Source organism: Klebsiella spallanzanii, from assembly GCF_902158555.1.
In the GTDB taxonomy this organism is placed as follows: domain Bacteria; phylum Pseudomonadota; class Gammaproteobacteria; order Enterobacterales; family Enterobacteriaceae; genus Klebsiella; species Klebsiella spallanzanii.
Genome location: NZ_CABGGS010000001.1, coordinates 674,070 through 686,732 on the forward strand (window position 1 = coordinate 674,070; position 12,663 = coordinate 686,732).

Consider the following 12,663-nt stretch of genomic DNA (forward strand, 5'->3'; position numbering starts at 1 on the left):
CAATGACAACAGCACAACTCGACACGCCCATCGTCTCCCGCCGCTTCTGGTCCGGGATGACCCTGTTCGTCTGCGCGCTGCTGGTCGCGCCGATGGTCGCCAGCCAGCTTGGCGGCAACTACTGGGTACGGGTTATCGACTTCGCCCTGCTCTATATCATGCTGGCGCTGGGCCTGAATATCGTGGTCGGCTACACCGGCCTGCTGGATATGGGGTTTATCGCCTTCTATGCCGTCGGCGCTTATCTGGCGGCGCTGCTGGCCTCGCCGCACCTGCTGGATGTGTTCCCGATGTTAAATAGCTGGTTTCCGGACGGCCTGCACACCTCGTGGCTGGTGATTATTCCGCTTGCCGCGCTGGTGGCTGCGGGCTGCGGTATCGTGCTGGGCGCGCCGACGCTGAAGCTGCGCGGCGACTACCTGGCGATTGTCACTCTTGGCTTCGGCGAAATTATCCGCATCCTGATGCGCAACCTCGACCGCCCGGTCAACATCACCAACGGCGCAAAAGGCATCTCCGGGGTTGATTCGCTGAATCTGTTCGGCCTCAAGTTTAGCGGCGTCTATCACTGGTTCGGTTTTAAAGTCCCGGCATTGTGGCTGTGGTACTACCTGCTGATGCTGGTCATCGTGGCGATTATTTTTGTCTGCCTGCGGCTACAGCATTCGCGCATTGGTCGCGCCTGGCACGCCATCCGCGAGGATGAAGACGTCGCCCGGGCGATGGGGATCAATCTGCGTAACTACAAGCTGCTGGCTTTCGCTATCGGTGCTTCTTTTGGCGGCGTGGCGGGCGCGCTGTTCGGCGCGTTTCAGGGCTTCGTTTCGCCAGAATCCTTCACGCTTCAGGAGTCGATTGCGGTGCTGGCGATGGTGGTACTGGGCGGGATGGGGCATATCCCCGGGGTGATCCTCGGCGCGGTGCTGCTGACCGCGCTGCCGGAGCTGCTGCGTAGCCAGGCCGCGCCAGTACAGCAGACGCTGTTTGGCGAAGTACTGATTGACCCGGAAATATTGCGCCAGCTGTTTTACGGCCTGGCGCTGGTTGGGGTGATGCTACTGCGTCCTCAGGGCATCTGGCCCGCACGTCATAAAGGAGCAAAAGCATGAGCCTGCTAAGCGTGCGCCATATGACGAAACGCTTCGGCGGCCTGACGGCAGTCGACAACGTGTCGCTCACCATCAACGAGGGTGAAATCTACGGCTTGATCGGCCCCAACGGCGCGGGAAAAACCACCTGTTTTAACCTGATAACGGGGCTTTATCCGGCGGACAGCGGCGAATTCGCTATCGGCGGGGAAGCCTATTTTCCGAAGAATATTGAGAAAGTCACCGCCGCAGGCATCGCCCGCACCTTCCAGAACGTGCGGTTGTTTAACGAAATGTCGGTGCTGGAAAACGTGATGGTGGGCCGCCACGTGCGCACCCGCAACGGTCTGTGGGCCGCGCTCTCCCGCCATAAACGCGCCCGTGCTGAAGAGGCGCAGACCCGCGAGCTGGCATGGCACTGGCTGGACTATACCGGCATCGCGCAGTTCGCCCACTATCGCGCCTGCGACCTCGCCTACGGCCACCAGCGGCGTCTGGAGATTGCCCGCGCGCTGGCTACCGACCCGCGCCTGTTGGCGCTGGATGAACCGGCTGCCGGGATGAACGCCGCCGAGAAAATGGCCCTTGGCGAACTGCTGCTGCGCATTCGCGATGACGGCAAAACGCTGCTGATGATTGAGCACGACGTCAAGCTGGTGATGGGGATCTGCGATCGCTTAATGGTGCTGGATTACGGCAAAACGTTAACCAGCGGCACGCCGGATACCGTACGCCGCGACCCGGCGGTGATCGCCGCCTGGCTGGGAGGCAATGTCCATGTCTGATTTATTAACCGTTAGCCAGTTGAGTGTTCATTACGGCGGCATCCAGGCGGTGCGCGACGTCTCTTTCAGCGTGAGAGAGGGTGAGCAGACCACGCTGATTGGCGCCAACGGGGCGGGCAAAAGCTCCACCGTCCGCGCCATTACCGGGCTGGAACCCTTTCGCGGCGACATTCTGTTTAACGGTAAGCCGATCCGCAAACGTCGGGCCGAATCCCTGTTACGTGAAGGGCTGGTGATGGTGCCGGAAGGTCGCGGCATCTTCGCGCGCATGACGGTGCTGGAAAACCTGCAAATGGGCGCGTGGCTACGTCGCGACGCGGCGGCGGTTAAACAGGAGATGCGCGCCATTTTCGAAAACTTTCCGCGTCTTGGCGAACGTCAGCATCAGCTGGCGGGGCTGCTCTCCGGCGGCGAACAGCAGCTGCTGGCGCTCAACCGCGCCCTGCTCAGCCAGCCGCGTCTGCTGATCCTCGACGAACCCTCGATGGGCCTGGCGCCGCTAATGGTCGAAAACATTTTTCGCGTCATCGCCACCCTGCGCCAGCGCGGCGTCGCGCTGCTGCTGATTGAGCAGAACGCACGCCTGGCTCTTGAGGCCACCGACAGCGCCTGGGTGATGGACAGCGGCAGCATCGTCGAGCGCGGTCCGTCGCAGACGCTGCTGAACGATGACCGTATTGCACAAATTTATTTGGGCGAAATGCCCGTTTAACACACCAACCAGCATCAGGGAAAAACAATGAAAACAGTAAAAATCAGTGCGCTCAGCGCCGCTATTCTGCTCAGTGGTTTTGCCTCATCCGCCGCGTGGTCTGCGGCCAGCGAAACCGTCATTATCGGCCTGGCAGGCCCGCTGACCGGCCCTTCCGCACGTATCGGCAAGGATCTGGAGAACGGTGCGCAACTGGCGATTGACGACATCAACAAGCAGCATCCGACCATCGGCGGCAAGGCGGTAACCTTCAAGCTGCAATCGGAAGACGATCAGTCGGACCCACGCACCGCCGTCGCCGTCGCCCAGCGTCTGGTCGATAGCGGCGTCGCGGGCGTGGTCGGTCACTGGAATACCGGCACCAGCATTCCTGCCGCGCGGGTTTACCACGATGCGGGTATCGCCCAGGTTGCGCCGGTCGCCACCGGGCACGCCTATACCAAACAGGGCTTCGATACCAGTTTTCGCGTGATGGGCCACGATGATGACGGCGGCCAGTTTGCCGGTCAGTACGCAGTGCAAACCCTGAAGGCCAAACGTATTGCGGTTATCGATGACCGTACCGCCTTCGGCCAGGGGCTGGCGGATGAGTTTATTAAGTCGCTGGAAGCGCAGGGAATCAAAATCGTTGACCGCCAGTACGTCGATGACAAAACCGTCGATTTCAGCGCGGTGCTGACCGCGATCCGCAGCAAAAACGCCGACCTGATTTTCTTCGGCGGCGTCGATAGTCAGGCCGCTCCGCTGGCGCGCCGCATTAAACAGCTGGGCATGAACGCCACCCTGATGGGCGCGGGCGGCTTCGTTAGCCAGACCTTCCTCCAGTTGGCGCAGAAAGAGGGCGACGGCGTGGTGGCGCTGGAGCCGGGGCTGCCGGTCGAACAGATGCCAGGCGGGAAAGCCTTCGAGCAGGCCTATCAGTCGCGCTATCACACCCATATCGAGCTGCATGCGCCGTTCGCCTATGACGCCACCCGCGTGCTGGTGGCGGCGATGGAAAAAGCCGACTCCGTCGACCCGGCCGACTATCTGCCCGCACTGCGCGCCATTAGCTATTCCGGGGTCACCGGACAAATCGCCTTTGATAAAGAGGGCAACCTGAAATCGCCAACCTTTACCGTCTACAAAGTCGTCGACGGAAAATGGCAGCCGCAAACCGTACTCGGCGGCGCACAAACGAAGTAACGCAGTGAGGCAATGTGATGAGTGATAATAATGAGCTGGGCATTCTCGCCCGCCGCAAAATTGAAGCAGAAATAATCAAGCCGATTTACGACATCCTGGTGCGCGAGATAGGTAAAGCTCGCGCCCAGGCCGTTATCGGCGAAGCGATTGAAAACGCCGCCATTGAGGCGGGAAAAGCGTTTGCCAGCCAGGAGCCGAACGGCGCGGATATCCAGAGCTTTGTCGCCCTGCAGTATCTGTGGGAGAAAGATAACGCCCTGGAGGTCAAGGTGCTGGACGCCGACGACCAGCAGTATAACTACAACGTCAACCGCTGCCGCTACGCCGAGATGTACCACGAAATGGGGCTAGGCGAAATTGGCCACCTGCTCTCCTGCGCCCGCGACGACAAGTTTATCGTCGGCTACGCCCCGGACGTGGAGCTGACCCGCACCACCACCATTATGCAGGGTGGAAAGTGCTGCGACTTCCGCTATCGCGTGAAAAAGGACCAGCCATGATAACCGTCAACGGCGAACGTCTGTGGTCGACACTCAACGAGATGGCCCTTATCGGCGCGACGCCGGCGGGCGGCGTAACCCGGCTGACGCTGAGCGACGAGGACCGCCAGGCGCGCGACCTGCTGCGCCAGTGGGCGCAGGAAGCCGGTTTTCCCTGCGAAGTCGATAGCATGGGCAATATGTTTATCCGCCGCGCCGGTAAAAATTCGCAGCTTGCTCCGGTGCTGACCGGTTCGCACGTTGACTCTCAGCCGCTCGGCGGCCGCTATGACGGGATTTACGGCGTGCTGGCCGGACTGGAGGCGCTGCGCACGCTAAACGATCTCGGCGTTGAGACCGAACGCGATATCGTGCTGGTGAACTGGACCAACGAAGAAGGGGCGCGCTTTGCCCCGGCGATGCTGGCATCCGGGGTCTGGGCAGGACAGTTTAGCGAAGATTTTGCCCTCACCCGCGAAGATCGCGACGGCATCAGCGTCGGCGAGGCGCTGGAGGCTATCGGCTATCGCGGCGAAAGCCCGACTGCCGCCTTCCCGCTGCACGCCTGCTACGAAGTGCATATCGAACAGGGGCCGATTCTGGAAGAAGAAGGCATTGATATCGGCCTCGTCCATGCGGCAATGGGTCAGCGCTGGTTCAACGTCACGCTGGAGGGCTTTTCCGCCCACGCCGGAACCACGCCGATGGGCAGCCGCCGCGATGCGCTGACTGCTTTCGCCGAGCTGGCGCTGGCGGTTGAGCAAATCGGCATCGCGCACAACCCCGACGGCCGGGCGACGATTGGCATGGCGCAGGTGATCCCGGGATCACGTAACGTGGTGCCGGGCCGCGTGATGTGCAGCGTCGAGTTTCGTCATCCGCAAACCGCAGCGCTGGAAGCGATGGAGCAAGCTCTGCATGGCGCAGCTGGCGTGCTGGCAGAGCGCGGCGTGGCGACAAACGTCGAGCGTATTTTCGATTACGCGCCGATTGCCTTTGACGCCGGGTGCCTGGCGCGCAGCCAGCGAGCGGCAGAGGCATTGGGCTACAGCGCCAGGACCATGGTTTCTGGTGCCGGTCACGATACCTGCTATATCAGTAAGGTCGCGCCCGCCAGCATGATTTTCATCCCCTGCGAGAAAGGGATTAGCCATAACGAGGCGGAGAATATTCTGCCCGCGTGGGCGGAGAAAGGGGCCAACGTGCTGCTCAACAGTTTGCGCCTTGCTGCCGATGAGCAGGAGCCGGGTAGCGCGTAAACGAGCAACCCGCCCGCAGCCATTCACGCTGCGGGCTATCTTTGAGTTAATGCTTCTTGCGGTTACGCCGCATATCGATGGTTACCGCCGCGACGATAATGATGCCTTTAATAATATCCTGCACGTAGGCGTCGACGCCGACAAAGGTAAACCCGCTTTTAATCAGGCCGAGGATCATCGCGCCGATTAAGGTCCCGGTAATGCGCCCCACCCCGCCCATCAGGCTGCTGCCGCCAATGACCGCTGCGGCAATCGCATCCAGCTCATAGGACATTCCCATGCTCGACTGCCCGCTGCTGACGCGCGCCGCCAGCACCACGCCCGCGAGGCCGGAGAGCGCCCCGGCGATGGTATAGACGATCACCAGATATTTATTCACGTTAATACCGGAGACCTTCGCCGACGTCATATTGCCGCCGATGGCGTACACGTATTTGCCATAGCGGGTATGTTTCAGGGCAATATGGAACACTGCGGCGACGACGAAGAAAATAATCACCGGCATCGCCCCCTGGCCGATAGCGGTAAAGCTGTCGGATAAGAAGCTAATCGGGTTGCCCTGGGTGTAATACTGCGCAAGACCGCGCGCCGACACCATCATCCCCAACGTGGCGATAAACGGCGGAATACCGGTGCGGGTGACGAGAAATCCGTTGGTTAAACCGCACAGCAGGCCGACGCCAATCCCGGCACCAATCGGAATGACCGCAGGCATATTGACCAGCGACGGGAACATCGGCGTCAGGCTGTCGGAAGTTTGTGCGAGGCTTGCCGCCACCACGGCGGCGAGCGCGATCACCGAACCGGAGGAGAGGTCAATCCCGGTGGTGATGATGACCTGCGTCACCCCCACCGCGATAATGCCGATAATCGCCACTTGCAGAACAATTAATATCAGTCGGTTGGTGTTCATTAAAAAGGACTGGTCGCGCACGTACCAACCGGCAATTTCAAAAGTCAGGGCAATCACCAACATGACGATAAATATCCCGGTATCTTTCGGCAGCCGGTGGCGTAATTGCCCAAAGAAAGAGGGCTTATCATTGACCGGGGTCGCCGTTATTTTCATATTGCTCATTCTCTGTGCCTCAATGGGATGCCAACGACAAAATGGTTTCCTGGTCGGCGTCTTCTTTATCGAGGATGCCGGTAATACGCCCTTCATGCATCACCATCACCCGGTCGCTCATGCCGAGAATTTCAGGTAATTCAGAAGAGACCATAATCACCGCAACGCCGCGGTTCGCCAGTTCGCTAATCAGATGATAAATTTCCGCTTTCGCCCCGACGTCGATTCCGCGTGTTGGCTCATCGAGAATCAGTATTTTCGGTTGGGCTAAAAGCCAGCGGGCAATCAGCACTTTTTGCTGATTACCGCCGCTGAGGTTATTAATAATCTGATCCATGGTTGGAGTTTTAATATTCAGACGGCGGATCTGCTCCATGCAGTCTTCGGCCATTTTGAGATGCTGAACAAAGCCGGTTTTACCGATATATTCTGGCATTTTGACGATGCTCATATTCTCCAGTACCGATAACACCAGAAACAGACCGGACTTTTTGCGGTCTTCGGTGAGCAGCGCCATGCCTTTTTCGATGGCCGTTGACGGCGAATCGATATTGACCGGCATACCGTCGATCAGTACTTCACCGCTATCGGCTTGCTCCATGCCGAACAGGCTCTCCATCACTTCGCTGCGCCCGGCCCCCACCAGCCCAGCCACGCCGAGGATTTCGCCGCGCCGCACGCTAAAGTTGATATCGTGAAAAACCCCTTTACGCGTCAAGTTGCGCACCGTCAGCACCTCTTCGCCAATGGTGTTATTAAACTTGGGAAAGAGCTGGGTTAGCTCCCGGCCAACCATCTGAGTAATCAGCGACTGGCGGGTAAACTCGGTGGTATGTTGACTGCCAACCCAAGTGCCATCGCGAAATACGCTGATTTCATCGGTAATCGCGAATATCTCGTCCATCTTATGACTGATGTAAATAATGGCTTTTCCCTGCTGGCGCAAATCGCGAATAATGGTAAACAGGTGCGCCACTTCGCTCTCGGTTAATGCCGAGGTCGGCTCATCCATAATCACAATATCCGCGTTCCAGGAAACCGCTTTGGCAATTTCCACCATCTGCTGGGCGGCGATACTTAACTCCCCCACCAGCCGGTCAGCGGATAAACGGATATTCAGTTTATTCAGCAGTTCCTGAGTCTGGCGGGTAAGCTGGCGATGATCGACAAAGCCATATTTCATCGGCTCACGGCCCAGCCAGATATTTTCCGCCACCGTCATATGCGGCACCAGATTAAGCTCCTGGTGGATCATCGAGATCCCGGAGCGCAGCGCGTCCATTGTATCCTGAAACTGGACCGGCTCTCCTTTGACGCGGATCGCGCCTTTATCGGGGCGGTAGATCCCGATAAGGCATTTCATTAACGTCGATTTCCCGGCGCCGTTTTCGCCCATTAGCGCGTGCACCGTCCCCGGGCGCACGCGTAATGAGACATTGTCGAGCGCCTTCACGCCAGGGAAGAATTTGCTGATACCTTCGGCTTCAAGTGCAAAAGCGTTCATACGTCCACCTCCAAACCACTGAGCAATTATTTCTGGTTGCGGTTCACAAACTCAGCCATGTTGTCTTTGGTGATCAGTTGGTAAGGAACGTCGATGATCTTTTCCACTTTCTCGCCGTTCGCCAGCTTCACCGCGGCGTCGACTGCACCTTCGCCCTGCCCTTTCGCGTCCTGGAAAATGGTGGCGATCATCTTGCCGTTTTTGAGCATTTGCAGCGCATCAGGCGTGCCGTCCACCCCAGCGATAAGAATGTGGTTCGGGTTTTTACCCAGCGCCTGCAGCGCGCCGATGGCCATTTCATCGTTATTAGAAGCGATAGCCTGAATGTCATCGCCGCTGGTCATCCAGTTGCTGACCACGTCAACGGCGTCGTTACGCATAAATTTGGCGGTCTGTTTTTGCACAATTTTGATATCCGGGTACTTGGCTACCACCTCTTCGACGCCTTTGGTGCGGTCGCGGGTCGATTCATTCGCCAGGTCGCCGAGCAGAATGGCGACGTTGCCTTTACCGTTCATCGCCTTGGCTAACGCTTCCATCTGTAAGCGCCCCGCCAGCACGGAATCGGAACCGACGTAGGCCATTTTGTCAGTCAGCTGCGCCTGCGGGCGGCGGTTCACAAAGACCAGCGGAATCCCCGCTTTGGTGGCCTGGTCCATAATCGGCTTCACCGCGTTGGTGTCGACCGGGTTGACGATAATCACATCGACGCCCTGGCCAATAAAGTTCTGCACCTGCTGTAGCTGCTGCGAGACGTCGCCTTTGGCATCTTCGACCTGCGACTTAACGCCATCTTTTTGCATCTCTTTTTGCATGGCGGTGCGCAGAATCGTCAGGAAGTTGTCATCGAATAGCGCCATGGAAACACCGACCGAAATATCTTTCGCCATCACGACCGCTGGCAGCATGCAGGCTATCAAAGAGGCAACAACCGTTTTCTTGATATTCATAGTTGATCCTTTATTTACAGGTACATCGGTTAGGTAAGGTAAAATGAAAAAATAATTTCATTAACAACCCATATGAAATTTTTATAAGTAAATAACTGAAATGAAAATTTTAAAACCATGCGTTAACGGAATTTTGACACACATCTAACATTGACGCATAAATGCGCAAAAAATGAGAGGCAGGCGACGGTTTAGGATGGGAGGAGTGAATGTTGATAGCCGTCTAAAAACGGCTGAATCACTCGAAGACTTAGGGGATATTTGAAACGCCAGGCGCGAACATTCAGTCGACGTTTTCAACGCTATAAAGGATAAATTCGACCTTTCCATCGCTAAAGAGATGCGGTTGATAGCCGGTTTCCAGGTGATGCAGGGCCAGCTCCACCGCCAGGCGGGCGTGCTGGCGAGGGTTTTGATCGAGCGTCAGCGCCATTCCCCCCTGCGCCAGCTGTTCACGGGTGGTGCTGTATCGTTCATGGGTAATCCAGCAGCATTCGCCGTAGCGACGATGGCGGGCCAGCGCCTGCGCCACCTGCGTATTGCCAAGGCCAGTATTGTAGATGCCGACGACATCGCGATTACGGTTCAAAGACGCTTCCAGCAAGCGGTCGATTTGCTGCCGGTTATCCTCCCCCGCCAGTACCTCACCCAGTTGTAGATGAGGAAACCGCTGGCTGATGACCTCGCGAAACCCCTGAATACGCGAGCGATGGGCGCTGAAGTCCTGCCGCCCGCTGAGCATCAGCACTTCGCCGGACCGATGAGCCATCAGTCCCATCATCATGCCCGCCGTGCGCCCCGCCTGATGCTGATCGATCCCCACGTGACAGAGCCTCTGCGCATCGGGGAGATCGGTGACCAGCGTGATCACCGGCACGTTCGCCTCATGACACTGACGCAGCGCCTCGTAAACCAGCGGATGCTCATTGCCAAAGACAATGATCGCATGGCGCTTTTTACTGCTGCGACTAATGCTTTTCGCCAGTTTTTCCGGTTCAGATTCCGCTACCAGCGTGCGGTGTAACGTGAGTCGGCGATAGCCAAGGCTATCCGCCACATCGGCGAAATCCTGCGTCAAGCGGGAGAAAAAGCGCGAGTCGTTACTGCTAAGAAACACTTCAATTTGCCAGGGAAGGCGGCGTTCTTCCGGCAAAATCCGCTTCAGCCCGGCTTCCCGCGCGGCCTGTAGTACCCGATTAGTGGTTTCAGGCGACACGCCACCGCGTTCGTTCAGCACTCGGTCAACGGTCGCTACCCCAACGCCAATCCGTTTAGCCAGTTCCTCCAGCGAAATGTTTTTCATCGCTCCCCCACCATGATGGAAATCCATCAAAACGCCCGTGTCGGTCAGTGTAGCAAACGGATTACTTTGACAACGATAAATCCCTCTTTCTGGAGAAAAAAATGACCCACATTCGTTTTGCACTGTTAGGCAGCGGCTTTATCGGCCAGGTTCACGCCGCCAGCCTTGCTCGCCATGAACATACCGTTCTGGCTATGGTGGCTGATGCCGATCCCGAGCGGGCGAAAGCGCTGGCCTCCCGTTACGGCGCGCGAGCGGTCACCGTCGCTGACGCCATCAATAGCGATGCGATTGATGCGGTGCTGATCGCCAGCTCAACCCCATCACATGCGGAGCTGCTGGAGGCCGCGGCGCGCGCCGGGAAAGCCATTTACTGCGAAAAACCCATCGATCTTTCGCTGGCTCGCGCACGTGAGGTTGTCGAGAAAGTGCTGCCGCTCAAAGTGCCGGTAACCGTGGGGTTTAACCGCCGCTTTGACGCCAGCCATCAGCAGCTGCGCCGCCAGGTTGAGGCCGGCGTTATCGGCAAAATCGAGCTGGTACAGATGGTGTGCCGGGCATCGGTTATGCCGCCGCTGGAGTATCTGCGCAGCTCCGGCGGCCAGATGCGCGATCAGGCGATTCACTTTTTTGACCTGCTGCGTTTTCTTACCGGCGATGAAGTGACAACCGTCGCCGCCATGGGAGGCGCGCTGGCGCTGCCGGAAATCGCCGGGTTCGATGATGTTGACACCTCCATTCTGCTGCTGAGAATGCGCGGCGGCGGGCTGGCGCAGTTGGACAATACCCGGCGTACCGGCCACGGCTACGATGAACGCATTAGCCTGCTCGGAGCGGGTGGCGTGGTAGAGTCCGGCAGTCAGACATCACGCGGCGTGACGCTGTGGCAAGGAGATCGCTGCATTCAGCCTGGTTTGTATCCGGACTGGTTCAGCCGTATCCAGGATTCCTGGTATCAGCATCTGGATGCCTTTGTCCGCTCGCTGCGCGGGGAAAACGTACCGGACCTGCCGGGGCTGCTGGACGGCCTGCAGGCGCAGGCTATCGCCGAGGCCGCCGTGCTCTCGCTGCAACAGGAGCAATTTGTTAGCGTCGAGCTGTCGTAAAAAAGCCCCGTATACCTGACGGTATGCGGGGCAGGCACCGCGCCACTAGCGCTCTTCGTTAAATACCACGCCAATCTGCCGCCGCACTTCATCCATTACGCTCAGGTTTTCCAGCACCCTGGCCAACGGGCGGATCGGCGAGTCCGTGAGTCCCTGCCCGACGCACCAGGCAAAATGCTCGGCCTGATAAAATAGCTGGTCATAGCGATTACGCGGCTCCTCCCAGCGCAACACATTGCCGCCCTGGCTGGCGGCGAGGGTAAAATTCCCCGGCGCGTAAAACTGCCCATCAAGGGTCAGGGTCGCATCGCGCCCGGCCACCACCGCGCCGCCCGGCGTATTGCTGAATAGCGTGGTGTTCAGCAGCCCTTGCAAGCCCTCTTCCCAGTTAAAAAGCATCGAGATTTGCCCGTTGACGCCTTTCTGGGCTGGACGCCCGCGGGCGATAATATCCTGCGGCACGCCGCCAACCATGACGCTAAACGAGGTCAGATAGCTACCAAGATCCATCATCGGGCCGCCGGCGAGGTCGGCGTTAAAAATACGATGATCCGGCGTAAAGAACTCCCCGTGATCGGCGAGCAGCGTATGCAGATCGCCCAGCACGCCGTCGTCCAGTAGCTGACGAATCACGTCATATTTCGGCGCGTAATCACACCACATCGCCTCCATCGCCAGCACTCTCTGCTTCGTGGCCTCCGCTTTCAGCGCCGCTCCTTCCCGCCGGTTCAGCGCAAAAGGCTTTTCAATCAGCACATGTTTACCCGCTTGCAGTACCCGCAGCCCGTCGGGGAAATGATGGTTGTGCGGTGTGGCAATATAAACCGCATCAATATCCGGACGCGCCAGCATCTCATCCACCTGAGCATAAGCCTGGGGGATCCCCCACTGTGCAGCAAAACTGTCGGCCTTTTGTTGCGTGCGCGAGGCCACGGCGACAACCCGCTGACGGCTCTGCTCTTTTAATGATTTAACAAAGCGTTCAGCAATCCAGCCAGGACCAATAATCCCCCAGCGCAGAACAGGGACAGATTGCGCAGCGTGATGGCGCGGTTTCGGTAATTGTGACGGGAACATAGCGGCTCCTTATTTTTATAGGCATACGCGGGACACTATAAGCAGGCGCAGAGGTGGAGGAGTAACGGATTAATGATGGAATTCCATCATTAATAAATGCCTTGTCAAAATAGAGGGAGTCGCGGATAGTCCGGGCAGCTAATCAC

The 12,663-nt window shown here is 58.1% G+C and carries 12 protein-coding genes; 7 read left to right on the plus strand and 5 right to left on the minus strand.

Features of this window, described 5'->3' with window-relative positions; genetic code table 11:
* Positions 1-2: 2 nt before the first annotated feature.
* Genes FN082_RS03275 through FN082_RS03300 form a run of 6 tightly spaced genes read left to right on the plus strand, consistent with a single transcriptional unit; the run spans position 3 to position 5,508 of the window.
* Complete coding sequence (locus FN082_RS03275; RefSeq protein WP_142981130.1) at positions 3-1,109, plus strand: branched-chain amino acid ABC transporter permease; 1,107 nt, start codon at positions 3-5, stop codon at positions 1,107-1,109.
* Positions 1,106-1,873, plus strand: coding sequence for an ABC transporter ATP-binding protein (locus tag FN082_RS03280; RefSeq protein WP_139538536.1), 768 nt, complete (start codon positions 1,106-1,108; stop codon positions 1,871-1,873). Before FN082_RS03275 ends, FN082_RS03280 begins: the two co-directional genes overlap by 4 nt.
* Positions 1,866-2,585: an ABC transporter ATP-binding protein gene (locus FN082_RS03285; protein ID WP_139538535.1), complete on the plus strand. Its 720-nt coding sequence runs from the start codon at positions 1,866-1,868 to the stop codon at positions 2,583-2,585. Before FN082_RS03280 ends, FN082_RS03285 begins: the two co-directional genes overlap by 8 nt.
* Positions 2,586-2,612: 27 nt before the next feature.
* Positions 2,613-3,770 carry a branched-chain amino acid ABC transporter substrate-binding protein gene (locus FN082_RS03290; RefSeq protein ID WP_142981131.1) on the plus strand — a complete coding sequence of 386 codons (1,158 nt, stop codon included), beginning with the start codon at positions 2,613-2,615 and terminating at the stop codon, positions 3,768-3,770.
* A 17-nt stretch (positions 3,771-3,787) separates the two neighbouring features.
* Positions 3,788-4,270: an L-2-amino-thiazoline-4-carboxylic acid hydrolase gene (locus tag FN082_RS03295; protein ID WP_139538534.1), complete on the plus strand. Its 483-nt coding sequence runs from the start codon at positions 3,788-3,790 to the stop codon at positions 4,268-4,270.
* Positions 4,267-5,508 (plus strand): Zn-dependent hydrolase, encoded by a 1,242-nt coding sequence (locus FN082_RS03300; RefSeq protein ID WP_142981132.1) that lies wholly within the window; start codon positions 4,267-4,269, stop codon positions 5,506-5,508. Before FN082_RS03295 ends, FN082_RS03300 begins: the two co-directional genes overlap by 4 nt.
* Positions 5,509-5,554: 46 nt before the next feature.
* On the opposite strand, the gene FN082_RS03305 is transcribed toward FN082_RS03300, so the two are convergent.
* The 4 genes from FN082_RS03305 to FN082_RS03320 form a co-directional block, all read right to left on the minus strand.
* Positions 5,555-6,577, minus strand: coding sequence for an ABC transporter permease (locus FN082_RS03305; RefSeq protein ID WP_180349565.1), 1,023 nt, complete (start codon positions 6,575-6,577; stop codon positions 5,555-5,557).
* Between the two features lie 19 nt (positions 6,578-6,596).
* Positions 6,597-8,081, minus strand: coding sequence for a sugar ABC transporter ATP-binding protein (locus FN082_RS03310; RefSeq protein ID WP_139538531.1), 1,485 nt, complete (start codon positions 8,079-8,081; stop codon positions 6,597-6,599).
* Between the two features lie 26 nt (positions 8,082-8,107).
* Complete coding sequence (locus FN082_RS03315) at positions 8,108-9,031, minus strand: sugar ABC transporter substrate-binding protein (protein WP_110273172.1); 924 nt, start codon at positions 9,029-9,031, stop codon at positions 8,108-8,110.
* A 283-nt stretch (positions 9,032-9,314) separates the two neighbouring features.
* Positions 9,315-10,334 carry a LacI family DNA-binding transcriptional regulator gene (locus tag FN082_RS03320; protein ID WP_142981133.1) on the minus strand — a complete coding sequence of 340 codons (1,020 nt, stop codon included), beginning with the start codon at positions 10,332-10,334 and terminating at the stop codon, positions 9,315-9,317.
* Between the two features lie 101 nt (positions 10,335-10,435).
* On the opposite strand from FN082_RS03320, the gene FN082_RS03325 reads away from it, so the two are divergent.
* Positions 10,436-11,440 (plus strand): Gfo/Idh/MocA family oxidoreductase, encoded by a 1,005-nt coding sequence (locus FN082_RS03325; protein WP_139538529.1) that lies wholly within the window; start codon positions 10,436-10,438, stop codon positions 11,438-11,440.
* Positions 11,441-11,485: 45 nt separating this feature from the next.
* Here FN082_RS03325 and FN082_RS03330 read toward each other — a convergent pair whose 3' ends face one another.
* Positions 11,486-12,517: a Gfo/Idh/MocA family protein gene (locus tag FN082_RS03330; protein WP_142981134.1), complete on the minus strand. Its 1,032-nt coding sequence runs from the start codon at positions 12,515-12,517 to the stop codon at positions 11,486-11,488.
* Between the last annotated feature and the right edge of the window lie 146 nt (positions 12,518-12,663).

Bases quoted from the DNA above. Each gene is read 5' to 3' on its own strand.
- FN082_RS03285 (WP_139538535.1), top strand. From the start codon at position 1,866: ATGTCTGATTTATTAACCGTTAGCCAGTTGAGTGTTCATTACGGCGGC.
- FN082_RS03280 (WP_139538536.1), top strand. From the start codon at position 1,106: ATGAGCCTGCTAAGCGTGCGCCATATGACGAAACGCTTCGGCGGCCTG.
- FN082_RS03315 (WP_110273172.1), bottom strand. From the start codon at position 9,031: ATGAATATCAAGAAAACGGTTGTTGCCTCTTTGATAGCCTGCATGCTG.
- FN082_RS03290 (WP_142981131.1), top strand. From the start codon at position 2,613: ATGAAAACAGTAAAAATCAGTGCGCTCAGCGCCGCTATTCTGCTCAGT.
- FN082_RS03275 (WP_142981130.1), top strand. From the start codon at position 3: ATGACAACAGCACAACTCGACACGCCCATCGTCTCCCGCCGCTTCTGG.
- FN082_RS03330 (WP_142981134.1), bottom strand. From the start codon at position 12,517: ATGTTCCCGTCACAATTACCGAAACCGCGCCATCACGCTGCGCAATCT.
- FN082_RS03310 (WP_139538531.1), bottom strand. From the start codon at position 8,081: ATGAACGCTTTTGCACTTGAAGCCGAAGGTATCAGCAAATTCTTCCCT.
- FN082_RS03295 (WP_139538534.1), top strand. From the start codon at position 3,788: ATGAGTGATAATAATGAGCTGGGCATTCTCGCCCGCCGCAAAATTGAA.
- FN082_RS03320 (WP_142981133.1), bottom strand. From the start codon at position 10,334: ATGAAAAACATTTCGCTGGAGGAACTGGCTAAACGGATTGGCGTTGGG.
- FN082_RS03300 (WP_142981132.1), top strand. From the start codon at position 4,267: ATGATAACCGTCAACGGCGAACGTCTGTGGTCGACACTCAACGAGATG.
- FN082_RS03325 (WP_139538529.1), top strand. From the start codon at position 10,436: ATGACCCACATTCGTTTTGCACTGTTAGGCAGCGGCTTTATCGGCCAG.
- FN082_RS03305 (WP_180349565.1), bottom strand. From the start codon at position 6,577: ATGAAAATAACGGCGACCCCGGTCAATGATAAGCCCTCTTTCTTTGGG.